Below are 24,550 nucleotides of genomic sequence, written 5' to 3' on the forward strand. Positions count from 1 at the left end.
AACTTTATGCAGGTTCAAATGTTTAGTTAGCTTGTAACCAGTTGAGCAAATCACCAAGCGCCGTAAAATCTAGTAAAGCCTCACCCAGTGCTTCCAACTTTTCTAGGGAAAGACCTTGAAGCCTGTCCCTAACCTCTGTGGGTAACTCTCCCACCCGTTTTTGTAGTAGTCTGAGAACAAGTGCGTATGCTTGTTCCTGCTTGCCTCGCTCGTAGCCAATGCGCTCACCCGTGGTAATGTAACTCATGGTACGCTCCTGCTCGAATAACTTAAACTCTTGCCAAAATTCTGCTTCTAACGCTTTTGGTAAAATCATAACCCAATCGATGAAACGATAGAGGTTGCGGATATCTCTTTCTGCAAGTCCTTGTTCATACAATCGCCTAATTAAGCTAAATTTCCAAGCTTTCCGTTCACCTAGCTGTTTACTAGTTTGCTGCGTCTTTAAATGCGCCATGACTACCGTCGCAAAAGGATTATCGCTGGCTTCTAACTCTGTCCAGCTATTTTGATAATCAAGCAGTTTGACAGTGCCAAATCGAAAATCCAGACTACAATCAGGATAATTATAACTATATTGATTTGGTCTCCAATTCAAATCAGCATCGCACAAAATTGCCAGGCTAATCGCTGGTTTACCAAATTTATCAAAAATTCGCAGGTTGTACGAAAACATCCTTTCAGCAAAAGTATCTTCATATTTTGCCTGAATTTCCACATGAATCAATAGCCAAAGTTCCTCGCCTTGAATTTGCCAAACTTTGACTAATTTATCGGCGTATCTTCTACCAAGTTCTGCTTCCCTTGCTATTTGTTGAAATTCCTTGTCTAGGAACTCATGCGGACGTTCCCAATCAATGATTGCTGCTGTTTGCGGAAAGAAAAACTGCATGGCTTGGGGAAAGTATGCTTCTAAAATCTCTTTCCACGGCGAATCATTATCGGCTCTTTCTCGTTCCTCGGTCAATTTGCACCCCAAAATAGTAAAAAACCTGATAATATAAGATTATGACATTATGTTAAAAAATCTATTGTTTTTCACTATCCTGAAAAATTTTTCAAAACCAGCTGACAGAAATGGCATGGATGTGTAAAGTAAGTGATGACTGTTTAACACATTTAACTTTTAACACATCCATCTATGGATAGAAAAACCAAACGCCTCTTGCTGCTCGTGGCTTCTTGTAGTGTAGCGGGTGTAGTTTTAGGGGGAACCGCTAGTTGGGCTGAAAGTAATCTTTGCTTGCAAGCCGATAACGTTACAAGTGAGTGCCTGACTCAAAATCCCATACAGAAGACTGTCGAAGGCATGAGTACAGGCTTATTAGCCGGAGCGGGGGCAGCTTTCGGTGTAGCATGGAATGTGCGTCACGAAGACTAAAAACGATAATTGCGATCGCGCACCCACAGACTCACAGGTACAGCGTTACCCTGTGGGTCTACCTTGACTTGTACAGATAGGGGTCGCAACTGCCCATTACGAGTTTGACGAGCCGCGCGGAAGATATCGTTATTCAACTGCTGGCGTTGTTCATTGGGAACATTGTATGATTCCACGCCATAGTTAACAGTACCATTTTGGTAAACGCCTCTCAAAGCAACTTGATTATCTCGCAGAGACATAGGTAAATTACTGCTCACACGCACAGGTCGCCAAGCTCTGGGAGCGCCACGCCCAAAAGATTGTTGCTCTTGCAAAATCACATATACATTAGTTCCCTCAGCTAGTCGTCCCCGCCTTCCTTCATTTCTGCTCACTAACTCCTCCCAACCTGGAAGTCGTCGCAAGTTAGACAAACGAGATATGTTGTAATCCAGATTCAACGTATACCCTTGCAACACATTATCAGGGTCACTAGGTAAAGTTTGTAAGATTACCTGCCTACCTGTCAGGTTGGTGTACATTGCTTGAGTAGGAACCGACAAAATTAACCCTGTTTGCAACATCAGGGGTACAATTAGCCGCCAAAAAGGCAAAGGCTGATTATGTTTTTGTTCAGTAGCAGCCAAATAATCCCGAAAAGTCAGCTTCTTAGAAAACTCAGCTTCGGGAGACAAAGTTTTATTTTTGTTAGATTCAGAAGTTTCATTTGCCATAAAGCGTAGTCCTAACAATATTGGATTTTGGGGAGCGGACAGAGGACTTACGCAGAGTGGGAATGTCAGTTATCAGTTATCAGTTATCAGTTATCAGTGAACATAACCTGATAACTGTTCACTGATGAAGCTTCAACTCGCCTTTTTCCCAGAAGAACCAGTGAGGCGGTTTTCAAACCACATTCCGGCGCTGATTAATATCGAGCCGCACATTAAGAAAACCATTGCCCTGAACAATAGGTCGGTGTCGTACTCCAACATCCGACTAATAACTAGTAAAGTTAACAATAGCATACCGCCCCAAAAAGAGCGCCTATCATTTAACTTCATTCCTTCTTGAATTAGTCCCCAAGACAACACTGCTAAAAGCACATTGAAAATAAAACTACCCAAGTCGCCAATGCGACTGATAGCTTGATGCCAGAATGGTACTACAAGGATAAATCCAAGGAAAGTGGCAATCAGTGCAGTATTAAAAACTACTTCCCGGCGGGGAGGGTTATTTCTTTGGCGTAACAGAAACAACCATTGCAACACTGCTAAACCACTGAGAATACCTAAATCAATGACGGGTACAGATAAGAAATTGCTGTTGTTCGTTGAACCAAAGGAATTAGATGAAAATCCTTGCCATTGCCAACGAAAAGAAAGAGCATAGAAGACTAAACCGAAAGCAATGAGGGCGAGATTACGGGCTAGGGGTTGAAATAATCTGTAATTGATGGTGGGAAATAGTAGGTCGTCATAACTCCAGAATATCGCCGGAGGTAGAGCTAATGCAAAAGAAGCCACCCAAGGAGCCACATTGGAAAAATTCAGTAATGGTAGAGGGTTGAGGTTGAATTGTAAGGAACTAGCAAATAAGAAGGCGGCGAAGAAGAAAATCCACCGCGAACGGCATAAATAAGCTAAGGGAACAAACCATAGCCATGATATTAGCGGCATATGGCGTACTGCTAGCCGTGACCAACTTAATTGCTCTGAAGAATACCACAAGTCACCAAGTCCAGCCCAGTAGCCAATCATTACTAGGATAATGGACATAATCCCTAGTGAATTTAATGATAGGCCATAAGCCATGAATGAAACACCAAATCCCCAGGCGAGAAATAGTTCAGGAAGAGAACCAGTAATATTAAAAATCTGTGCCATGAGGATGAGGTTTGCACCCAGGATAAAAGCAGCAAAAATTAATAAGGCTTCTCCCAACAAACGTTTATTACGTTGTGGCTTTTTTCCTTCTTTGCTGCTGAGTGTTGGTTCTCGCCAATTGTAAAAACCTGTAATACTAATAAAGAAAAATAAACTCATCATCAAGATGAATTTAACTTCCCGTGACCAAGAGAACCAGTTAGCCGCAGCAAAGGTATATACACCTATGACCAACAAGATACCGCCGATCGCGATCGCAATCATCATAAAGCGATCGCGTGCAGCCATTTCCAGATTCTTAAATTGATAGCGATCGGCAATTTGTTGATACTGCGAAGCACTTATGATTCCTTCATCACGCCACAATTCCGACTCTCGGCGTAATCTTCGTTGAAAATTGTCAAAAAACATGACCTCTCCACTGCGCTAGGCTGTTTAGCAATCATTTCGGATTTACGCAGTGAATCAGTTGACAGTTGACAGTTGACAGTTGTTCTCCTCTGCTCCTTTTTCCCCTCCAGGGAGGGGCTAGGGGTGGGTTACTCCCTCATCTCCCTCATCTCCCCCTAGTCCCCAGTCCCTAGTATTATCAATCCAAGCCCCTTATAAGTATTGTTCCTCTGTAACAGTTTTACTAATGGAAAAACCATCGAATTTACTACTAAAACTCGCAAGACGTTTGTTTGAAAATCCTGATAAACAAGAAAAATTTATCGATGCTTTAGTTAATCCTCAACCTTTTAATCCCTGTATTCTGTGGTGTCAAAATCAACCAGATAATGTACCTTTTTCCGTAGAATCTCCTTTAAGTTGGCAACCTCAATTTGTAGACCGTCTGCACTTAGGAGAAAAACCCGGTCAGCATAATCTACATCATCAAGGATATTTCTATTGTTTAGATTTTTCATCTGTATTTGCAGCGTCTATTTTATTAACAATTCCCCAATCACTACGGTTAGTTTTTGATATGTGTGCCGCACCTGGTGGTAAAAGTATCTTTGCTTGGCAAGCCTTACATCCAGAATTAATTATTTGTAATGAAGTCATTGGTAAACGTTTAGGAATGTTAATTTCTAATTTAAAACGTTGCCATATTAGTCCTAGTATTGTAGTTAATCGAGATTCTAGTATTTTTGCAGATAATATTCCCTTATCTAGTAATTTAGTCTTAGTAGATGCCCCTTGCACTGGACAGTCCCTATTAGCTAAAGGAGAAAAAGCACCCGGATGTTTTCACCCTACAGCTATTAATAAGAGTGCCAATCGTCAAAAGAGAATTATCGCCAACTCTGCACAAATAGTTGCCCCCCAAGGTTATCTTGCCTACATGACTTGTACTTATTCACCTGAAGAAAATGAGCAGGTATGCGAATGGTTTCTGTCACGCTTTCCTCAGTTTCAAGCAGTAAAAATTAATCATTTACAAGAATATCAGTCACACTTAACTACTATTCCTTGTTATCGCTTATTTCCCCAAGATAGATTAGGCGCTGGTGCTTTCACAGCCCTTTTCCAAAACACAGAAGAGGGTACAGTAAAGGACTTGGCACAAGAAGTTCTACAAGAGTTAGGTATTATCCAACAATTGTAGTTTTCTTATTATCTTGGAGATGATTAATTGGACACAAAGACAAATTTAAATATATAGGAGGGGACAGGTGACAGGGAACAGGTGACAGGTTCAAAACCTGCTTAATATAAAAAAGATTGTGTGATTCCTCAATGTCCTCACCTATGTGGCTACTGCTATATATAAAATTACTACCAATGACCAATGACAAAAAGGACACAAATTTGTGTCCTTTGAGGTTGATGGAAAGGTCTAAACTTTTAACCTGTTACTTGTTGCTGTCTTGAAAGGGATTAACAGATTTTATGGCAGTAGCTATACAACTGAGGACATGGATGAATTATAAAATCTTTATAGCCCGCAGCTTTCCCACCTGTACCCTGTCCCCTGTCACCTGTCCCCTGACCTATCTATTATCGTCGCTAGCGGTTCTCTTAGCGGTGTCTGGGTAAACAGAACCGAATTGTTTCACTGCTTCTCCAGATTCTTTGGCAATTCTTTTAGCTCTTTCACCAGGAGCATCTTCTGTTTGACGAGCTTCTCTATTCCATTCTCCGGTGGTTTTGGGTCTATCAGCATCATCCTGATGTACAACTTGATCCAATCTCTTGGTTACATTTTTGCTACTACGTCCAGAGTCAATGCTGGAGTTGAGGCTTGTTGTTAGCACTAAAAAACCAACTAAAGCAATAGCAAAAAAACGTTTTACTTGAAACTCTTGAAATAGGAACTTGATATGATTGATTACATTAGAAAATAAATTTGCCATCATCATACTCCCTTATTTTTTACACTTGTGGAAAGAATTAGTAGGCTTACAGTATGGGTTAGTGGTTAAATGGCATTTAACCAATTTATTAGCCCTAATACCAATCTCAAATTAACGATAATAAACTCGTTATTCATCTAACAGAAGTTAGAAGTTGTTTATTGACTAGGAGGTTTTTTTTCATCCTTATGTAGATTAGAATCAGGAAATTTTGAGTTCACTGGCTGGAACGTGGGGAGTGAGTAGGGGCGGGTTGAAGCAGTAGTTCTGTAGATAGATGAAATTTATACGCCGTAGGTGATATTATTCCGTTGAGCAGATTTGACATATACTATAACGCTAGGAAAAAATGTTGCTTCAAACTCAACAGTAATTAGGCAACTGGCACTTGGAGTAGGGTGCGTCAGATGTGGAAAATCCTTGAATGTTTACGAAATTATCATAATTCCGAGGGTTAAAGACCCCTACGTCTGTACGTAGCAAATTTTCAGTTGGGGTTTAAATCCCCAACTGAAAATGCCTTTAATTTTGAATTTTGAATTTTGAATTGTTAATGGGGCTGACGCACCCTACAGTTAGTTTGATTATGACACTTGCGTAAGTCCTACTCAATTGAAAAACCCAGTTGGCTTTTTCCTACCACCTCTGATCAGGAAAAACTTTATCAGCCAAGAGAATATCTGCTGTCAGAGTTTCTTGGGATAAGGGTTTGATTTCAATCATTTTTCCGAACTGCTTTGAGCAAAAAGAAGGTTGGATAAATATCTTCACCAATTTGTTCAGCACTTTTAAAGTCAAAGCCCTCTTCAAAAGCTAGTAATTGAAAGCAATTCAAGAAATGTTGATTGAAGTATTCAGAAAAAGTATGAGATGGTTCTTTAACGGTCATCAAGCCTCCATAAATAGTAAAATCAATAAGTTCTGATTGAAAATAATTCTTTCCTGTCCTTCTATTTTCTATAAATTGTCTGAATGGGTGTACTACAAGATATAATAAAATTCCACCTACCTTGATTACACGTGCAATTTCTTCAAGAGTTCCGCTCAGATTAGGTGATATTTGTAGTACATATTTACTGACCACAATATCAAATGATTGATCTGCAAAAGGCAGATTTTCACCTGTAGCGATAATAAATTGCCCATCAGGCGTTTTCTCTTTTGCACTAGTAATGAAGTTTTCACAAGGGTCAATACCAGTCACAATGGCTCCTTGGCTGGCAAAGTATGCTGCGTCTGTCCCATCTCCACATCCAATATCGAGTAGTGTTTTTCCATTTAAAGACAAATCTACCTGCTTATAGAATATTTGGTTTCTAACGCTATTTATTTTTTGAGCTGCTTCACTATAAAACTGATGCAAACTGTTATATTGTGTGGCAATTTCTGAAAAAAATCGTCAGTTATTTCTGTCTTCTCTACAAAGATTTAGAATTGATTGTATTGATACTTTTAGACAAAAATTTTGAGATTTTCTCATCTATCGCCAGAAGTAAAAAGGCTGAGTGTTTCTAGTTTGAGATGCTTCAGTGAAATAATTCAATGGTGCAAGCGCGTATTCATTCCCACCAACGATAAAGCGGTATCGATTTTGGCGGCTGTGATGGAAATTCTCTATTGATGAGAGCCAAAATATGTGTATTTTTTTACCTATCCCTCTGTGTCTTGAATTTTGCTGTCCGCTTTGTTCAGTAACAAAGCGATCGCTTGTGAGGTTTTTCTCATTTTTATTCAACTCAAACAATAGGCAATCAAAAGTTCAATAATGAGATTAATCGTTGAATTAAGGACTTTAGAGCATATGATACAACCAGAGGTAGCAACTTACGGTTCTTGGAAATCACCAATTACAACAGACTTAATTACTGCACGTACAATTGGATTAGGACAAATTGTTCTTGATGGCGAAGACATTTACTGGAGTGAATTACGTCCATCAGAGCAAGGTAGAACTGTGGTAGTGCGTCGCAGTCCCAATAACCAAATTCAGGATGTCACTTCTGCTGGGTTCAACGTGCGTACTCGTGTTCATGAATATGGTGGTAACTCTTTTTTCGTCGTTGATGGCACTGTTTACTTTAGCAACTTTGCCGACCAACGCATCTATCGTCAGAATGTGAATACTCAACCGCAACCTATCACACCAGAAGTTCCTGTGCGCTATGCAGATGGAGTTTTTGACCGTCAACGCCAAAGAATTATCTGTGTATCCGAAGACCACAGCATTACTGGACATGAACCTACCAATACCCTGGTGAGTCTGGGATTAGAAGGAGATAGCCAACAATTAGTGTCGGGAGATGATTTTTACGCCTCACCCCGTCTTAGTCCTGATGGTTCTCGCTTGGCTTGGCTGGCTTGGAATCATCCCAATATGCCTTGGGATGGTACTCAACTTTGGGTAGGAGAAATTCTCGGTGATGGCAGTTTAGGTAATAGTCAACAAATTGCAGGTGGTGTCAATGAATCTATATTTCAGCCGGAGTGGTCTAGTGATGGGAGATTATATTTTATTAGCGATCGCACCGGGTGGTGGAATCTCTACCGTTGGCAAGATGGCGAGATACAAGCTTTGACACAAATAGAGGCAGAGTTTGGTCGTCCCCAATGGCTTTTAGGGATGTCTACTTATGCTTTCGAGTCCGCTAACCGGATTATCTGCACATATACCCAAAACGGTATTTGGTACTTAGCTAGTCTAGACACCACCACAAGTCAATTAAAACTACTACCCACACCATATACAGATATTAGTGGTATTCAGGCATCCCCTGGACGAGTTGTTTTTCGTGCCAGTTCTCCGACTGAGTTAACCTCTATTGTGCAGTTTGATTTGGCTACGGAAAAACTAGAAGTGTTACGCCGCTCTAGTGATGTCACTATTGACCCTGGTTATCTTTCTGTGCCTCAACCAATTGAGTACCCCACAGCTAATGGTCAAACCGCCTATGCTATATTTTATCCACCCCAAAACCGTGATTACACTGCCCCTAACCATGAGAAACCGCCTCTAATTGTCAAAAGCCACGGCGGCCCAACTGCATCTACTTCCAGTAGCCTGAGCTTTAGTATTCAGTATTGGACTAGCCGGGGTATAGCAGTTCTGGATGTGAATTATGGTGGTAGCACAGGTTATGGACGAGAGTATCGGCAAAGATTAAATGGTCAATGGGGAATTGTCGATGTCGATGATTGCGTTTTTGGCGCACTTTACTTAGTCGAACAAGGACTTGTTGACGGTGAGCGTTTGGCTATTTCTGGTGGTAGCGCGGGAGGTTATACAACACTTTGTGCTTTGACTTTCCGTAATACCTTTAAAGCGGGTGCTAGCTATTATGGGGTGAGTGATTTAGAAGCTTTAGCGCGGGATACACACAAATTTGAATCACGGTATTTGGATGGTTTGATTGGTGCTTACCCAGAACAGCGTCAGATTTATCAACAACGCTCACCCATCAATTTTACTGACAATCTTAACTGTCCAGTAATTTTTTTCCAGGGGCTAGAAGATAAAATCGTTCCACCCAATCAAACAGAAGCAATGGTTACAGCCTTGCGCTCTAAAGGTGTACCAGTTGCTTATGTTCCTTTTGCAGGTGAACAACATGGTTTCCGCAAAGCCGAAAACATCAAAAAATCCCTAGAAGCCGAACTCTACTTTTATTCACGTATTTTCTCTTTTGAACTTTATGAATCTATCGAGCCAGTAATTATCGAAAATTTGGGTTGAAAACCCCGTTGTTCTACGACGGCTTTAACAACGTATCTGCTAAAATATGTGTAGTCGCCATAGGGCATTGGGAGACTATAAACGGACGTGGAGAGGCTGTAAGACTACAAGCGTAGCAAGCTTCGGTGAAGCGTCAAGGAATCCTTGCTCCTTTAGGACAGGGAGGTATGTCAACAAAAATACTTGATATAGTAGTAAACTCAACGGGGTTGGTGACAACCTCGTTGAGTTTACTATTATGGGCGGTGAAGTGCGATCGCTACTCATCTACCTGAAAGCTGATGATCAAGTAATGCTTGAGAAACTGTCAAACGCCCCACCCACAAGGGGATGTGGCTTGTAACTAACCGATAGACTCGGCTGAAACATCTGGCATATTGACTGATGCCTGTCTCCCAGGCACAGCCGAACTGTTTGTCGGCAGAAGAATTTGAATCCATTTCACGAGTGTGAATATAGATTTAAGTTTATTTCTACCGTCACTGACAAACCACTTTTTCTGATTCTTCAACAACTGGTGTTGCGCTCAACAAATGTCATGTCTCAAGTAGATATTGCTATTGTACCATTATTGTACCCTTGACTCTGGCTCACTTACATCCCCACCCATCAAGGGATGGGGTTTTACGCTCGATCAATAAAAGAACACTGTTATAGGTAAGATATACCTTGTAATAGTATGTAACCATTATTGTGCAACATAGCTCTGTATTTTCGGGGTGTCGTGATGAGCTTAATTAACCTGGATCTAGTAATCAACGCAGTTACGAGCATTGCTAATCCTTTAATTAAGGAAAAAATTCTGCGTAGTGAGACAGTAATTAAGTTACTCCAGCAATTTAACCTTGACCCAGAGCATCCACCTGGTGATTTTAGTGGTGTTTACGCCTATGCCTTAGTCGAGTACGGAGTCGGCAAACCAAAACCATTTCTGGAATTATTCCGCCAAGAACCCATTAAGCAAGCTTTTCGCAAAGCATTAGACCACAATAACCCGTCAATTCTCCTTTCTGAAGTTGATGGTTTTCTTGATGCCTATACATTAGGTGAAGAAATCAGAAGCTTAGAAATTGATGTTAGACGAGAGGTAGCGGCATTTGCAGCTGTGTTTATTGAAGTCGCCAAACGCAGCCGCACACCTGCTGATGTCTTGATGAGTCAACAGATTGGTTCTTTACATAAAAGAATTGCCAATATCCAAGAAATACTGGATAGATTGCCTACATTGGAAGGCATTCGTACTGAAATGGCACGATTAGCAGCCCAGAATTATCCAGCACTCAGCCCAACTAATACAGAGAATCAATGTAGGGCGATGGGCTACGCCCCGCCTTTGGCGATCGCCTTAGCCCAACAAATGCGAGGATGGTTTGAAACCTTGGGCTACCGTTTAGAAAAATATGAAATCTGGGCAGAAGATTATTTTGAATGGATTATCAACATTCCCGTCCGCCGCAGTTATGACCGCATTCTGGTACGTGGCGTTGCCGGAGAAGTAAAATTAAGTGATGTGATGGCGTTGAGCCAATCAGTTAATCAGCAAAAAACTGATGAAGGCTGGCTAGTAACTACCCGACGCATTTCCCGCGCCGCACGGGATGAAGTCAAAAAAGAAGAAAATCATCGTCTTGATTGTTTCACTTTCGACGAACTGATTGACTTAGATGCTGACTTCACTGGTTATCTCGACTGGCTAGAAGCAGAAATCAAACGCCGACAAATCGATACTAAATATGTGCCGCTTGCTTGTACCAAAGAAGAAATTGATCCAGTGACTAAGCGGCGCATTGGTATCAGCCGTTATGAAGAAGAAGACGGTTGGATTGATGGTTACATCGACCTTTGGCTTGATGACCCCGCCAAAGAACATATTTCTATTTTGGGAGAATTTGGCACAGGTAAAACATGGTTTGTCTTTCACTATGCTTGGACAGCACTGCAACGTTACCGAGATGCCCAAAAACGTGGTGTTGAACGTCCCCGTCTACCTCTAGTAATTACCCTGCGCGACTTTGCCAAGGCGTTAAACGTGGAAAATGTTTTAGCAGGTTTCTTCTTTACTCAACATAATATCCGCATCAATAGCGAAGTCTTTGACCAACTCAACCGCATGGGTAAATTGCTGCTAATTTTCGATGGCTTTGACGAAATGGCTGCAAAAGTTGACCGCCAACAGATGATTAACAATTTCTGGGAACTTGCAAAGGTAGTAGTTCCCGGTGCGAAAGTTATCCTAACCTGCCGTACCGAACATTTCCCAGAAGCGAAAGAAGGAAGGGCATTACTAAATGCAGAACTGCAAGCCTCCACAAGACAATTAACTGGGGAAACACCACAATTTGAAGTTTTGGAACTGGAGAAATTCAACGACGAACAAATACGCCAGGTGTTGTTATACCAAGCAGAACCAGCCACCGTTGAACAGGTCATGGGCAATCCGCAATTATTAGACTTAGCCCGTCGTCCTGTAATGACCGACTTAATTTTAGAAGCATTACCAGAGATTAAGGCGGGTAAACCTGTAGATATGTCACGGGTTTATCTGTATGCAGTACGGCGCAAGATGGAACGAGATATCAAGGCAGATCGTACTTTTACTTCCTTGGCAGATAAGTTGTACTTTTTATGCGAACTCTCGTGGGAAATGCTGTCTACTGACCAAATGAGCCTGAATTATCGGCTGTTCCCAGAACGCATCCGCCGCTTATTTGGTTCTGTTGTCCAAGAAGAGAAAGATTTAGACCATTGGCATTATGACATGATGGCGCAGACAATGCTTGTCCGCAATGCCGATGGTGATTATACTCCAGCCCATAGGTCACTGTTAGAGTTTTTTGTGGCGTATAAATTTGCGGCGGAGTTGGGGGCGTTAGCGGGTGATTTTACAGAATTGGCGCAAGCACAGTCATGTTTGGATAGCAGTGTAGCAGCTATTGATTATACTTGGTCTGGTTATTTTTCACGTTATGGCAGTAGGGAAGCGATCGCACCTCTCAAAGCATTTACCAGTGAGTCCTTAGATAAGTTAAGGGAGACTTTTGGCAAAGCACCACTAACAAAAGCAGTGATGGATTTGCTTGTGCCGATGTTAACCAACAGTAGTAAGTCCCTGATTAGTATTATTGAAGGGACGCGGGGTAAAAGCGAAGATGAGGTAGGTTATGTTGGCGGAAATGCGGCGACGTTAGCAGTGAAGATAGATAAGGCAGTATTGGAAGGCAGAGATTTCAGCCATGCAGTTATTAAAGCAGCAGATTTTAGTAGCGCAAGTTTGCGTAATGTCAATTTTACAGAAGCTAATTTAATTGATTCTGGTTTTGTCAAAGACTTTGGTGCAGTTTTTTCCGTTGCATACAGTTCAGATGGTCAATTTTTAGCTACTGGTGATGGTAATGGTATTGTTCGTTTATGGGAAGTCTCTATTGGTAGAGAAATATTAACTTGTAAAGGACATACATCAGGAATACTTTCTGTTAACTTTAGTGCTGATGGTGATACTTTTGCTAGTGGTGGTTATGACGGAACAATTAAATTATGGGATAGCCACAATGGCAAATGCTTAAAAACCTTGGAAGGACATAAATCTTCTGTCAATTCCGTGGTATTCTCCCCTCAAAGAAAAATTATTGCTAGTGGCAGTTCTGATAGCACCATAAGATTATGGGACATTCATACTGGTCAATGTTTACAAGTTTTGCAGGGACATACTAATTTAATACGCTCAGTTGCCTTTTCTCCAGATGAAAAAATACTTGCTAGTGGGGCTTCAGATAATACTGTAAGGTTATGGAATACTCAAACTGGAAACTGTTTAAAAATATTAAAAGAACATACAGATTCTATATACTCAGTTGCTTTTAGTCCAGATGGTCAACTACTTGCTAGTGCTGATTATTATGGAACTTTAAAATTATGGGATTTGCCAACAGGTCAATGTAAGTCTACCTTGAAAGTAGATGATAATCGAATATGGACTATTGCTTTCAGTCCCGATAGTAAAATAATTGCTAGTACCAGTAACCAGACTATCAAACTTTGGGATATAAACACAAATAAATGTCTGCAAATATTAAAGGGTCATTTCAATATAGTTCGTTCAATTGCTTTCAGTCCAAATGGTGAAACTCTGGTTAGTAGTAGCTATGATAAAACAGTTATATTTTGGAACATTCACACAGGGGAATGCCTGAGAATTTTACAAGGCTATAGTAACTGGATAAATTCTATTACTTTTAGTTTAGACAATAAAATGCTTGCGAGTGCAGATGATGTGGCAATAGTAATATGGAATGTTATTACTGGTGAATCTGTCAGAACTCTACAAGGTCATACTCACTGGATACAATCAATTGCTTTAAATTATGATGGTACAATACTTGCCAGTGGCAGTGCAGATTCCACGATCAGACTCTGGAATTTACACACTGGAGAATGTTTAAAAATTTTGCCAGGACATAGCAACTGGGTACAATCTGTTGCTTTCAGTCCCAATAATCAATTACTAGCCAGTGGTAGCAGCGATGGAACTTTAAGAATATGGGATGTTCAAGACGGAAAATGTTGTCAGATTTTGCACCCAAATTACTCAATACGCTCAGTTGCTTTTAGTTTAGATGGCAAAATACTTGCAAGCGGTCTTGCGGATGGAACAATCCAACTATGGAATATTCATACAGGTGAATGCTTTAAAACTTTGCAGGTGGGAGATAATATTGCTACACGTTCAATTGCCTTCAGTCCTGATGGTCAAGTTTTAGCTAGTGGAATGTCTAACCCCAGTGTTGGATTGTGGAATACTGCCACTGGTGAATCTTTAAAATATTTGCAGGCTCATACAGGCTCGGTGTTAGCTGTTGCCTTTAGTCCAGATGGTAAAATTCTCGCTAGCGCTGGAGATGATAAAACTGTAATACTTTGGGATATCAACAGTGGTGAATACCTAAAAATTTTGCGGGGTCATTCTCTTTGGATTCGCTCAGTTGCCTTTAGTTCAGACGGTAAAATAATTGCTAGTTGTAGTTGTGATAGCACAATTAAACTGTGGAATGTTGAAACCGGGGAATGTATAAATACTTTAATCAGTAAAAGACCATACGAAAATATGACCATCACAGGCGTTAAAGGTTTAACAGCCGCAGAAATTGACACACTTAAAACACTTGGCGCAGTGGAACATGGAGAATAAATCAGAGAGGATAAAAATATCAAATGAAGGACAAGTGATTATTTCTGAAGAATTACTAAAAGCTTCAGGCTGGGAAATCAGACAGGAATTAATAGCAATTAACATGGGTGATGGGATTCTTCTCAAACCCAAGAAACCCTTTGCAGAAACTACATTAAATGATGTTGCAGGCTGCTTGAAATATCAAGGCGCACCCAAATCTTTAAAAGATATGAATGATGCCATCCGTCAAGGTATAGAGGAATCGTGGCATAGTGGCAGTTGATACTAATATAATTGTGCGTCTATTGACTCAAGATGATGAATTACAGTACCAAAAGAGTCTAGCAATTTTTCAGTTTATTAACTCACTGGACGCACGACACGAATTAGTTTTCCTTTCAAACATTCCTCTGCTGTCACAGCCTCATTTATTCGTGCTGCAAATTGCTCCCAATTACGATTATTCGTACAAACAATAATCCCGAAGTGTTGATCATTGCGACGATGTAACCTGATAAAATCGTCTCTGTTGACAGTTAATACTGACAGTTCTTGACTGATGGCAAATGCCAGCACTTCTTCATCAGGTATACCTTTTTCCGCCTTTCCTGCTTCTTGAACTGTCAAAACATCATGCCCCAAAGTACGTAATAATTCCACAACTGGATACGGAAACTGCTCGTCTGCGTAAAACCGTGCCATCGACTAGGCTGCCTCATTACGCTTAATTGCCAATTCGATTTCATCAGGATGAGCTTCTGCATACACCCAAGCATTAGCTAAATCTGTAGCTCTAATGCTGGGATAACTCGTCAAAAGGTCAGCATCACTATATCCAAGATGACGAGCTTCCACAAGTACCCAAACGGGGATACGAGTTTTCGCAATGCGTGCTTCTCCACCGCAGACTCCAGGGGTTTTCTCAATTCCTTGCCAACTGCTACTCAGACTTTGAGCAAGTAACTGTATAGCCTGCAATTTTTCACCAGGACTGAGGGCAAGAAGTTGTTGTTCTAACTCTTTGAGTGTCACAGTTATCAACCTATGGTATTTTGTCAGGCTACATTTACAATTTTATATATGACCCAAGAGTTAACTTTCATTAGCATAATTCTATGCCAGGATATTATAGCTTTTCTTACCCCAGTGAGGTACAGGTAAGAATAATTAAACGCAGATGCACGCAGATGCACGCAGATAAATTTTACCTTAGTAGACTGGGAAACGCTATAATATCTTCGTCATTAAATCCTAGAGACGAGAAAAACTATATTTACTATAGTTAAAATTAGCCTTCATTTAATTTGTATTCAATTTTAGGCTACATCATTAGACGAAAGTTTAGGAATTTGATTGTAAACTTCTGAATTTTCTTCAAGGGCTTGACGTAAATCATATTGTGCTTGTAAATTTAACCAAAACTGAGCAGTGTTACCAAAATAACGGGATAGACGCAAAGCTGTATCAGCCGTAATACTGCGTTTTCCTGATAAAATTTCACTAATTCTTGTTTGAGCTACACCTATATCTTTGCTTAATCGATAAGCTGTAATGTTCAACGGTTCTAAAAATTCAAGTTGTAGGATTTCCCCTGGATGAATGTTTGGCAATCGGTTGTTATTCATAATGATTTTTATACTTAGTGGTAATCGACTATTTCAACTTCCGAAGCATTGTTTTCATCTGTCCAAACAAAGCAAATTCGCCATTGGTCATTAATGCGAATACTGTACTGCCCACTTCTATCACCAACTAGCTTTTCTAAGCGATTTCTTGGTGGAACTCGCAAGTCATTAATTGATGTTGCTGCATCAAGGATAAGTAGTTTTCGTAAAGCAGTCTTCTGAATATTTGGTGGGTATTGAGAAGATGTAAAGCCTTCAAAAATTAGCTTTGTCTCATCAGACTTGAAATTAACAATCACAATAATATCGTTTTGCGTTACTATCGTCAAACGTTAGTATACATTTCAAGTGGTAAATTTTGACATTGCCCTGGCGATGGCGTAACCGCAAGAGCGTAGCTGATCGCTCATTAATAAAACACTGGAATAGAACAATGTCTGACAACAAACTGCGTGTGCTGTGTCTAAGTTTAGAATTTAACCTTAAGCATATCCTCTAAATATTTTTCAGCGCGGTTAATATGACTGACATAAACCCCGACAACACTGGAACTATTACGATCGCAGTACAGCCTCAAGACAATGGACAGTATATTTGTCAGTTATCATCGTCTCTGAGCGATTCGCCTAGAGAAAATATACAATGCTACGGTCAAACTAAGGAACACGCGATCGCGATCGCTTTGGAACAGTTAGCTCAGGAATATCGCCAAATAGCCGAACAACAACAAAATATAGATTGGCTCACGGTTGAGCGTTCAGACTCTGGTGAAGCAATTACCAAGCATTATCATGTGACTCTACACTACGAACGCATTGGTGAAGCAGAATCGAAGTTTGACGCAATGAACGATACTATTATGGGAAATACGGTGGTGGAGAATGCGAAAATCACCGTGATTCAAATTGATTCAGATATACCTATAGATCCATTAACGCGATCGCGACCATCACCCACATTTTCCTGAGACTGGTATATAACGCCAATTCTGACAAGAATGAGAGCATTACTTGATACGCATACCTTAATGAATCCCCTTGTATTGAAGTACACAAAGGGATTACGCTTTTTAGCGATCGCTTGCTTGCTGATTATGGGAATCCTAAGTAATGGTGAATTTACAAGTATTGCTATGGAGAAAATCGTTTTACAAGACAAGGATGTTATCTCGATAGAGAAAGATAAAAGTCTAATCGGAGCTTCAACTTTTAAAGCTAATGAGATTTATATTTATTTACGCGACAAAATAGCAAGGGATGTGGGGATAGAAGCGGCTGATGAATGGGTTTTTGAGGGATTACCATGTGAACTTTTGACAGCAGAGGGTCAAGGGTGGCAATCAGGGAAGGTTTGGTTTTGCTTGGAATTTATACCTGATGAGAAAGAAAATTCCAACGAAACAGACGATGAACCTACAAAAGCCTTGCCTGAGTCGCCACTAGATGATTTACGAGCAGAGCTACTTGATAGCTAGGTGACTTACAAGCCCAAATACCTATACCCTACCCCACTTCCTCTAAAAACATGGCATTTTTAAAGGCATACAAAATGGCATTCCTAATGGGCATAAAACATGGCGTATTTTCAGAGAGGTATAGGGTAGGTACAGGGTATTAGTTATTAGTTAATATTTGCTTCATAGTAACTGTTACCTCAAATGTCAAGAGATACAACTAAGTATAAGTAAATTATAATTCTTATTAATGTATTATCTATTTTTCTTATAATTAAAATTCTGGTTGTTTACTTCATTTACCCATCATCAAATTACCAATGAGTAAAAATAGAGTAAAATAAAAATAATCAGTTTCTTTTATTTCCTAAATCGTCTACCAGTTAAGCTCTTAACAAATAAGCGGGCGGCGGGAATCGAACCCGCATTAATAGCTTGGAAGGCTATAGTTTTACCACTAAACTACGCCCGCAAAATTCTAACTTTAATAATGTAGCACAGTCTCACCTAAACTTCAAGTATTTTTTCTAAACTGGACAAATGACTATTGACTAGTTGGCTCTATTCTAATTCTGACAAAGAAATTACTGAAGTCTGGTTTGTCACCATTACGGTTTTGAGCAGGGGTAAATTTTTCGTTTCTGAATAAATCGCTGACAAGTTGCTCGTATACGCCTTTTTGGGCTTGTAAACTTGACGGTTCTATGGTGAGAACTATAGCCTGTTGGAAATTACCATCTTTATCAATTACCAAACTCGCTAGTAACTGCGCTGGCTGGATGGTGAAATCGCCGGGAAGATAGCTAGAGTCTACCGTTTTTTGACTGCTGCCTGCGTATTGAACCAAGATTTCAGGTAAATCATTGGCTAATTGGCGTGCTTCTGCTTCGGCTACAGGTGATAATAGGGCGTAGACGCTAAGCGGCTTGTCGCTAGACATCGCACCCCTAGCAGTAGAATTTGATGAATTACTCTCAGTCGCTGTATTTGCAGGTTCTTCCGTTGGCGTTGGTGTATATCTCTCAGTAGGAGTTTTTGCAGGTTCCCCATTAGGACTAGGAGAATTGTCCGCAGGCGGAGTGCTTGCAGTTTCTCCCGGTGGATTTTGAGAACTATTTTCAGACGGAGAATTTGCAGTTTCTCCATTAGGATTCGATGAACTATTTTCAGACGGAGAATTTGCAGTTTCTCCATTAGGATTCGATGAATTATCCCCAGGCGGAGAATTTGCAGTTTCTGATGTTGCTGGAGTATCTTCGCTACCTCGTGGAGTTTGTCCTTCCACTGCTGGCGACTCTTGTACTTGTTCTGGTGTAACAGGTGGAATATCTGAGGGTAGCTGCTGTCCCTGTCCGAGTTCAATTTCTTCCCGACGCTTCCAAGGAAGTTCACCTACGGGAACTGTCGGTGTGGGTGTTGGTGTGGGTTCTGGTTGCGTAGTTACTGTAGGCGTTGGTTCTGGCGTAGGTGTCGGTTCTGGTTCTGTGGTGACTGTAGGTGTCGGTTCTGGTTGTGTAGTTGCCGTAGGTGTAGGTGTAGACTCGGCTTGAGGAACTACTTCCGGTGGAGACTGAGCAATATTACTATTATTTTGCGGTTGGGACTGCTCATCAGGATTTATAATTTCCGCATCCTGATTTGTGGAAGTTGGCGGTGCTGTGGTAGTTGTTGGTGCAGACTGTTGAGCTTGTCGAGTAGCAGGTTTATCTGTAGAGTTGCTTTGAGGAGGAACGTCTATCAACTCAATAGGGACAGCACTTTGATTTTCCTGTGGAAACCACAATCCCACAGCATTAGATGAACGTATTAACCAAAAAGCTAATAAGTGCAGTGAAGCTGAACCTAAAGCTACACCAAACCATAAGCCTGGAGGATCATTGTGTCGCCGCCAGACTTTAGCGCGAGTAGGAGTTTTATCCGCTACCGATGTTGTCATATTTATAGCAGGGGACAGGGGACAGGGGACAGGGGACAGGGGACAAGGCTGTAAGCCTTTTCAAGTAAAGGTTTTATGATTTGTTGATCTCCTGATCTATCAGGCGACTGCTATATATATACAGTTGATTCGGAGCTACTGTTGTCTAGGAAATGGAGGCTAGAGGCTAGAGATTAGGTGGCTCAAGGGCTGCTAATTTTGGAATTGGTATTAGCCTTAACCATTGATTCTGAATTAACAACAAAGGTCAGGACTGTTTCATCTACTCCTTTAAGTTTTAGCGGACTACCTTTAGTAATTTCTTCATCTTGTAAGTAATCTGCCACAGCCGCAGAAACCAGAATTGTACCGGGAACAGCAGCAGCTTGCAATCTGGCGGCAATATTCACACTAGGGCCAATGGCTGTATAATCGGCTCGTTCAGCACTACCAAACATACCTACAACAGCCGTCCCTTGGTGAATACCACAGCGAAACTGTACACCACCATCAGTATGAGAGTCAAAGATGCCTTGATCATACCAGCGCTGATTTAATTGCCGCAATGAACGTTGCATCGCTCTAGCTGTATTTATAGCTCGATGTACCTGTTCATTTGGGGTAAGTTCTTCAGGCGCTCCGTAGAGAGCTAAGATCGCATCCCCCATAAACTTATCTACAGTACCACCATTGTCAAACACCGCCTTGGTCATAGCTTCTAAATACTCATTCAGTAATTCTGCTACTCGGCGGGATCTGAGAGTATTAGATAACTGTGTAAAACCAACGATGTCACTAAACAGCACTGTAATTAAGCGCGGTTCTGGTCGTAAATCCAAGCTTAACGCACCCGCAGCCGCTTTTGACACCAACGCAGGTGGCAAAAAGCGCTTGAGAACTGATTCTGTGAGGTAGGTGTTTAACTCCAAGACTCGCCTTTCATTTTCCTTCAAGGCTAGAAGATTGCGAACTTCTGCCAGAAGTTCCCGGTCGTTAAATGGTTTGGCTAAATAAGCGTCCGCGCCATTTTCTGTACTTTCAATGCGGGTTTCTTCATCAACTTTGGCAGTGAGTAAGATGATTGGTGTTCCCTTGAGCTTGGCTTCTGCGCGAATCATCCTTATCATCTCGACACCTGTCACCATAGGCATCATCAAGTCGGTGATGATCAGGTTGGGTGAGAGTTCCTCGGCTTTGCCAAACCCCTCATAACCATTACGAGCTGTATACACTTGATAACCGCTACGGCGGAGAATATCGGAAACGTAAGTCCGCAAATCTGGGTTGTCGTCAACAACGAGGATGGAGTGGGGGGATTGGGGATTGGGGGCTGGAGACTGGGGATTGGGGATTGGGGATTGGTGAGACAGCGCTGCAGGAGGGTTTCCCTCCGTAGGCGACTGCGTTCGCCCTTGGCGTGCCGGAGGCATACCCGGAGGGTGATTGACTGTTTCTAGATCATCATCTGTGCTTTCTACTAGTTCTAAGTCGGCTAGTTCTACGCTGGCGCGGCTGGTGGTGAGTTCGGTTGGGGTGTCTATTACTTGCTGTGCGGGTAGATGAGCATCACCAGTTAGCAAGCAGAGGGTGAAAGTAGTGCCTTTACCGTAAACTGAATCTACGCTGACTTTGCCGCCATGTAGTTCTACTAATTCTTTAACTAGGGCTAAACCTAAGCCGCTACCTTCATAGGTACGATTTTCTGAACCTTCGGCTTGGCGGAAGCGTTCAAATAGATGGGGGATTTGTTCTTTGACAATGCCGATACCTGTGTCTTTGACTTGTAAGATGCAGTTGTTGTCTTGAGATTGTAGCTTAACGCTGATTGTGCCACCTTCTGGTGTAAATTTCATGGCATTTGACAGGAGGTTATAAACCACTTTGTCAAATTTTTCCATGTCTATGTATACTTTGGGGCATTCCTCTAATTGGGTGACTAGATTTAGTGCCTTTTTCTCGCAGTAGGGACGAAATGACTCGGCTATTTGGCTGACAAAATCAACTAAATTACAAGGACGGAAACTAGGCTGCATTCTGCCTGCATCCAGGCGTTGCAAGTCTAGTAGTTGGTTGACTAGCCGCAGGAGTCGCCGGGAGTTACGCAAGGCGATCGCACTTTGGGCATGAGATAACCCCTCACCCGTTCCCACCGCCGATTCTAACGGCCCTTGAATTAAGGTGATGGGTGTGCGAAATTCATGGGATATATTCTGGAAAAATTCGGTTTTTTGTTTGTCTAGTTGTAACAAGCGTTCGGCTTGTTCGCGGGTTTTTTGGTATAGATGCGCCTGTTGTACTGCGATCGCCGCTTGTGCCGCTACGGCTTTTGTTAGTTCAATATCAGATGATAGCCACTTCCTCGCTTTCTTTTCTTCCCGCAAGGTGATACTACCAATACATTTACCATCCGCTAGTAAGGGGACAATCATCAGCGATCGCGATCGTATTTTCAAAGGCAAGTCAAACCCCTTGCTTTGCCAAACCGAATGATTTATATCCGTAATTATAACAGGTTCATTTGTTCTTAATATTTCTTGTAAAATGGGATTTTCTCTAATTCTTGCTTGAGATTCTGGTAATTCCTGTGTGATCGGATGATGATTTTCCCCGATACCTGCGCCATGCTGGGAACTATCATATAACCCCACACACTTAACAAATTCATCTTCCTCAGTCCACAAAGACAAGACACAACCATCGACTTGTAAAGCTTGCCCCAATTGTTGGGTAATCGCTGCAAAAATATCTTCAGGGTTGAGACTAGAGCGAATCGCGGTTGTAATTGTATTAATTAAAGACTCCCGCTTGGCCAGCGCCCGTACTTGCTCGTAAGCATAAGCCTGGGACAAAGCCAAAGCAGCTTGATCCGCTACCATCGAAACTAACTGCACTTCTTCCTCTCTCCAGACACGCGCCTGAGAACATTGGTGCAGCGCCAAGACAGCCATCAGTTCTTGTTGGCAAATCAAGGGGACAATTAAACTAGAACGGATATTAGCCGCAGCAAAAGCATCACACCTGTGCTGCATATCATAAATGCGCTCATCACCAGTCACATCATGAATTATCTGCACCTCGCGGGTTTCCCAGACAGTCTCAGCCACAACAGTCAGGGGAGCCGAATCATTGACAGTTGTTGCCGATTGTGCAGTCCTCTGGTAGATAAAACCTTCGTCTACTAATTGCCCATCTTGAAACGGACGTAATAGACACACATCCACCTCTAACATATGACCAACAGTATCGACAATTGCTTGCAAAATTTGTCGATAGTCTAAAGCGCTACGGATAGTGTTGGTGACTGTATTCAGCAATGATTCTTGACGCAGCGTGCGCGTCAATTCCCGCGTGCGGGCTTTGAGAACATTGTGCGTGTCAAGGGCTTGGCGGACTACACCTTTGAGTTCTTCGGCTTCCCAAGGTTTGGTGACATATTTGAATACCTTACCAGCATTAATTGCTTCTACTAAGTCTTCTACGTCAGTGTAACCAGTTAAGATAATCCGAATAATATCTGGATATTGCGTAGCTGTCAGGCTGAGAAATTCTGTACCACTCATGATCGGCATTCGCTGATCGGAGATGATCACAGCGACATCACCCTCTTGCGCCAGCAGATCTAGCGCCGCAGGGCCGGATATCGCCCTCAACACCTTGTAGTCACGATAGAAGGTGCGGTAAAGCAAGTCAAGGTTGTCTGGTTCATCGTCAACAACCAAAATTTTGGGCTTACTGTTTACTGGAGATTTCATGCACCGCTTTCCTGCTGTAACGGCAGTCGAATAAAGGTTAATCTGATGGGGAAGGATTTTTTCACAGTAATCTGTCTTAATGACTTATCAAAACTGCCATATTAGCGCAGTGCGATGGGTTTGTGTATCATTTTTTGCCTCACAGATTTGATGCCTATTAACCAAATCTTGCCTCACCTCCAACAAATACATTTCAGTCTTTCTTTATACATTCTTCCCGTCTGGTACGAAAACCAGATAAAACTACATATTAAGTTTGCCCTTTGTGACCATTGCACTAACATATTTACGTAAATTTTATTTATGACAGGATCTGAGGGACTGGGGACTGGGGGATGAGGGAGTGGGGGGAGATGTGGTACGACTGCGCGGTAGTTGAGCGTAGTCGAAACTCATCAACCGGGAGTAACCCACCCCTAACCCCTCCAGGGAGGGAAGGAGTAGTCGAAGCTCACCAACCGGGAGTGGGAAGAACTATGGACTGTTGACTAATGACCATTGACTAATAACTATTAAATTAATTTACAACTCCAATTTTCCCAGTTGCTGTTTAGAATATTTGAGAAGATTTTATTTGAATAAGATTAATATTCAACTAACCTTGACATACTGGTTTTTTAATTCATCTCGCCGCAAGCCGGTTACAGCAGCAGCCGAGTCAGTTTCTCACGGGTTCTATGTTCGTGCTGCCACATCTGCTGATTTGACTGGTATTTCCCAAATTATTGCCGAAAGTTTTCACTCTCAGAATGGTTTCTGGGGATGGGCTTTTCCACTACTACGTTTGGGTATTTATGAGGATTTCAGGCATCGCCTGCTGTCACCCGCTCCCCATCACCTCTGCTTGGTGGCTGTGGAAATTACTGACAAGGGAACAGAGAATTTATTGGGAACTGTAGAGATTGGTGTGCGTTTTAATGATTACTGGACACAATCTGGTAAAAGTTTCCCTTATCTGTCCAATTTAGCTGTTCATGCTAAATATCGTCGGCATGGGGTGGCTTCACAGTTACTTCTCAAATGTGAACAGGTCTCTCAGGAATGGGGATTTCAAGACTTGTACCTCCACGTTTTGGAAAATAACTATCAAGCACGGCAACTTTATTTTAAGCTGGGGTATCGGGTATACGAGGTTGATTCTCACTGGAATAGTTTTTTCTTTAGGCGCTCTCAACAAATTCTGCTGCATAAACATATCAACCCTAATTTAGCTAGCTAAATTTGCTTGTATGGTGGAATTAGGGGATGCGATCGCCTACATAACAGAAACGTTGACATAGATGTAATTAAGATTCCTCATCTTGGCGATATCTAATCTCC

21 protein-coding genes and 1 tRNA gene are annotated in these 24,550 nt (G+C 41.6%); 8 read left to right on the forward strand and 14 right to left on the reverse strand.

Annotated features, from left to right (window positions below; all coding sequences use genetic code 11):
- Positions 1-22: 22 nt before the first annotated feature.
- Complete coding sequence (locus tag H6G83_RS22140) at positions 23-967, reverse strand: DUF4351 domain-containing protein (protein WP_190476134.1); 945 nt, start codon at positions 965-967, stop codon at positions 23-25.
- A 174-nt stretch (positions 968-1,141) separates the two neighbouring features.
- Here H6G83_RS22140 and H6G83_RS22145 point away from each other — a divergent pair, with 174 nt between their 5' ends.
- Positions 1,142-1,381, forward strand: coding sequence for a hypothetical protein (locus H6G83_RS22145; protein ID WP_190476135.1), 240 nt, complete (start codon positions 1,142-1,144; stop codon positions 1,379-1,381).
- On the opposite strand, the gene H6G83_RS22150 is transcribed toward H6G83_RS22145, so the two are convergent.
- On the reverse strand, positions 1,378-2,097 hold the full coding sequence (locus H6G83_RS22150; RefSeq protein ID WP_190476136.1) for a GDYXXLXY domain-containing protein: 720 nt from the start codon (positions 2,095-2,097) through the stop codon (positions 1,378-1,380). The genes H6G83_RS22145 and H6G83_RS22150 overlap by 4 nt on opposite strands.
- Positions 2,098-2,229: 132 nt before the next feature.
- On the reverse strand, positions 2,230-3,660 hold the full coding sequence (locus tag H6G83_RS22155) for a DUF2157 domain-containing protein (protein WP_190476137.1): 1,431 nt from the start codon (positions 3,658-3,660) through the stop codon (positions 2,230-2,232).
- A gap of 226 nt (positions 3,661-3,886) precedes the next feature.
- Here H6G83_RS22155 and H6G83_RS22160 point away from each other — a divergent pair, with 226 nt between their 5' ends.
- Positions 3,887-4,840, forward strand: a complete 954-nt coding sequence (locus H6G83_RS22160; protein WP_190476138.1) for an RsmB/NOP family class I SAM-dependent RNA methyltransferase — start codon at positions 3,887-3,889, stop codon at positions 4,838-4,840.
- Positions 4,841-5,225: 385 nt separating this feature from the next.
- Here H6G83_RS22160 and H6G83_RS22165 read toward each other — a convergent pair whose 3' ends face one another.
- From H6G83_RS22165 to H6G83_RS22175, 3 genes are all read right to left on the reverse strand, one after another.
- Positions 5,226-5,588, reverse strand: a complete 363-nt coding sequence (locus H6G83_RS22165; protein ID WP_190476139.1) for a hypothetical protein — start codon at positions 5,586-5,588, stop codon at positions 5,226-5,228.
- Positions 5,589-6,303: 715 nt separating this feature from the next.
- Positions 6,304-6,972: a class I SAM-dependent methyltransferase gene (locus H6G83_RS22170; RefSeq protein ID WP_313936745.1), complete on the reverse strand. Its 669-nt coding sequence runs from the start codon at positions 6,970-6,972 to the stop codon at positions 6,304-6,306.
- Between the two features lie 96 nt (positions 6,973-7,068).
- On the reverse strand, positions 7,069-7,332 hold the full coding sequence (locus tag H6G83_RS22175) for a hypothetical protein (RefSeq protein WP_190476141.1): 264 nt from the start codon (positions 7,330-7,332) through the stop codon (positions 7,069-7,071).
- Between the two features lie 21 nt (positions 7,333-7,353).
- Here H6G83_RS22175 and H6G83_RS22180 point away from each other — a divergent pair, with 21 nt between their 5' ends.
- Positions 7,354-9,318: a S9 family peptidase gene (locus H6G83_RS22180; protein ID WP_242044741.1), complete on the forward strand. Its 1,965-nt coding sequence runs from the start codon at positions 7,354-7,356 to the stop codon at positions 9,316-9,318.
- Positions 9,319-9,581: 263 nt separating this feature from the next.
- Here H6G83_RS22180 and H6G83_RS22185 read toward each other — a convergent pair whose 3' ends face one another.
- A complete protein-coding gene (locus tag H6G83_RS22185; RefSeq protein ID WP_190476142.1) occupies positions 9,582-9,758 on the reverse strand; it encodes a hypothetical protein in 177 nt (58 codons plus the stop codon).
- Between the two features lie 287 nt (positions 9,759-10,045).
- Here H6G83_RS22185 and H6G83_RS22190 point away from each other — a divergent pair, with 287 nt between their 5' ends.
- Together H6G83_RS22190 and H6G83_RS22195 are read left to right on the forward strand one after the other, a co-directional pair.
- Positions 10,046-14,503 (forward strand): NACHT and WD40 repeat domain-containing protein, encoded by a 4,458-nt coding sequence (locus tag H6G83_RS22190; RefSeq protein WP_190476143.1) that lies wholly within the window; start codon positions 10,046-10,048, stop codon positions 14,501-14,503.
- Positions 14,493-14,768 (forward strand): AbrB/MazE/SpoVT family DNA-binding domain-containing protein, encoded by a 276-nt coding sequence (locus H6G83_RS22195; RefSeq protein WP_190476144.1) that lies wholly within the window; start codon positions 14,493-14,495, stop codon positions 14,766-14,768. The genes H6G83_RS22190 and H6G83_RS22195 overlap by 11 nt, the downstream gene beginning before the upstream one ends.
- A 77-nt stretch (positions 14,769-14,845) precedes the next feature.
- On the opposite strand, the gene H6G83_RS22200 is transcribed toward H6G83_RS22195, so the two are convergent.
- The 4 genes from H6G83_RS22200 to H6G83_RS22215 all read right to left on the reverse strand — a co-directional run bounded on the left by H6G83_RS22200 (position 14,846) and on the right by H6G83_RS22215 (position 16,439).
- A complete protein-coding gene (locus H6G83_RS22200; protein WP_190476145.1) occupies positions 14,846-15,187 on the reverse strand; it encodes a DUF5615 family PIN-like protein in 342 nt (113 codons plus the stop codon).
- A 3-nt stretch (positions 15,188-15,190) separates the two neighbouring features.
- A complete protein-coding gene (locus tag H6G83_RS22205) occupies positions 15,191-15,517 on the reverse strand; it encodes a DUF433 domain-containing protein (RefSeq protein WP_190476146.1) in 327 nt (108 codons plus the stop codon).
- Between the two features lie 284 nt (positions 15,518-15,801).
- The gene (locus H6G83_RS22210) at positions 15,802-16,110 is read right to left on the reverse strand and encodes a HigA family addiction module antitoxin (RefSeq protein WP_190476147.1); all 309 of its coding nucleotides are present in this window, start codon (positions 16,108-16,110) and stop codon (positions 15,802-15,804) included.
- Between the two features lie 14 nt (positions 16,111-16,124).
- Positions 16,125-16,439 (reverse strand): type II toxin-antitoxin system RelE/ParE family toxin, encoded by a 315-nt coding sequence (locus H6G83_RS22215; RefSeq protein WP_199328546.1) that lies wholly within the window; start codon positions 16,437-16,439, stop codon positions 16,125-16,127.
- A 191-nt stretch (positions 16,440-16,630) separates the two neighbouring features.
- Here H6G83_RS22215 and H6G83_RS22220 point away from each other — a divergent pair, with 191 nt between their 5' ends.
- Together H6G83_RS22220 and H6G83_RS22225 are read left to right on the forward strand one after the other, a co-directional pair.
- Positions 16,631-17,077, forward strand: coding sequence for a hypothetical protein (locus H6G83_RS22220; RefSeq protein ID WP_190476149.1), 447 nt, complete (start codon positions 16,631-16,633; stop codon positions 17,075-17,077).
- Positions 17,078-17,152: 75 nt separating this feature from the next.
- Positions 17,153-17,584, forward strand: coding sequence for a KGK domain-containing protein (locus tag H6G83_RS22225; RefSeq protein WP_206759000.1), 432 nt, complete (start codon positions 17,153-17,155; stop codon positions 17,582-17,584).
- Positions 17,585-17,964: 380 nt separating this feature from the next.
- On the opposite strand, the gene H6G83_RS22230 is transcribed toward H6G83_RS22225, so the two are convergent.
- From H6G83_RS22230 to H6G83_RS22240, 3 genes are all read right to left on the reverse strand, one after another.
- Positions 17,965-18,035 (reverse strand) — tRNA-Gly (locus tag H6G83_RS22230).
- Positions 18,036-18,107: 72 nt separating this feature from the next.
- Entirely contained in the window at positions 18,108-19,499 is a 1,392-nt protein-coding gene (locus H6G83_RS22235) for a hypothetical protein (protein WP_190476151.1), read from the reverse strand.
- Positions 19,500-19,681: 182 nt separating this feature from the next.
- Positions 19,682-23,230, reverse strand: coding sequence for a response regulator (locus H6G83_RS22240; RefSeq protein WP_190476152.1), 3,549 nt, complete (start codon positions 23,228-23,230; stop codon positions 19,682-19,684).
- Positions 23,231-23,804: 574 nt separating this feature from the next.
- Between H6G83_RS22240 and H6G83_RS22245 the strand changes: the two genes are divergently transcribed.
- The gene (locus tag H6G83_RS22245; RefSeq protein ID WP_242044742.1) at positions 23,805-24,449 is read left to right on the forward strand and encodes a GNAT family N-acetyltransferase; all 645 of its coding nucleotides are present in this window, start codon (positions 23,805-23,807) and stop codon (positions 24,447-24,449) included.
- Positions 24,450-24,550 lie beyond the last annotated feature (101 nt).

This window comes from Anabaena azotica FACHB-119, assembly GCF_014697625.1.
Taxonomy (GTDB): Bacteria; Cyanobacteriota; Cyanobacteriia; order Cyanobacteriales; family Nostocaceae; genus Trichormus; species Trichormus azoticus_A.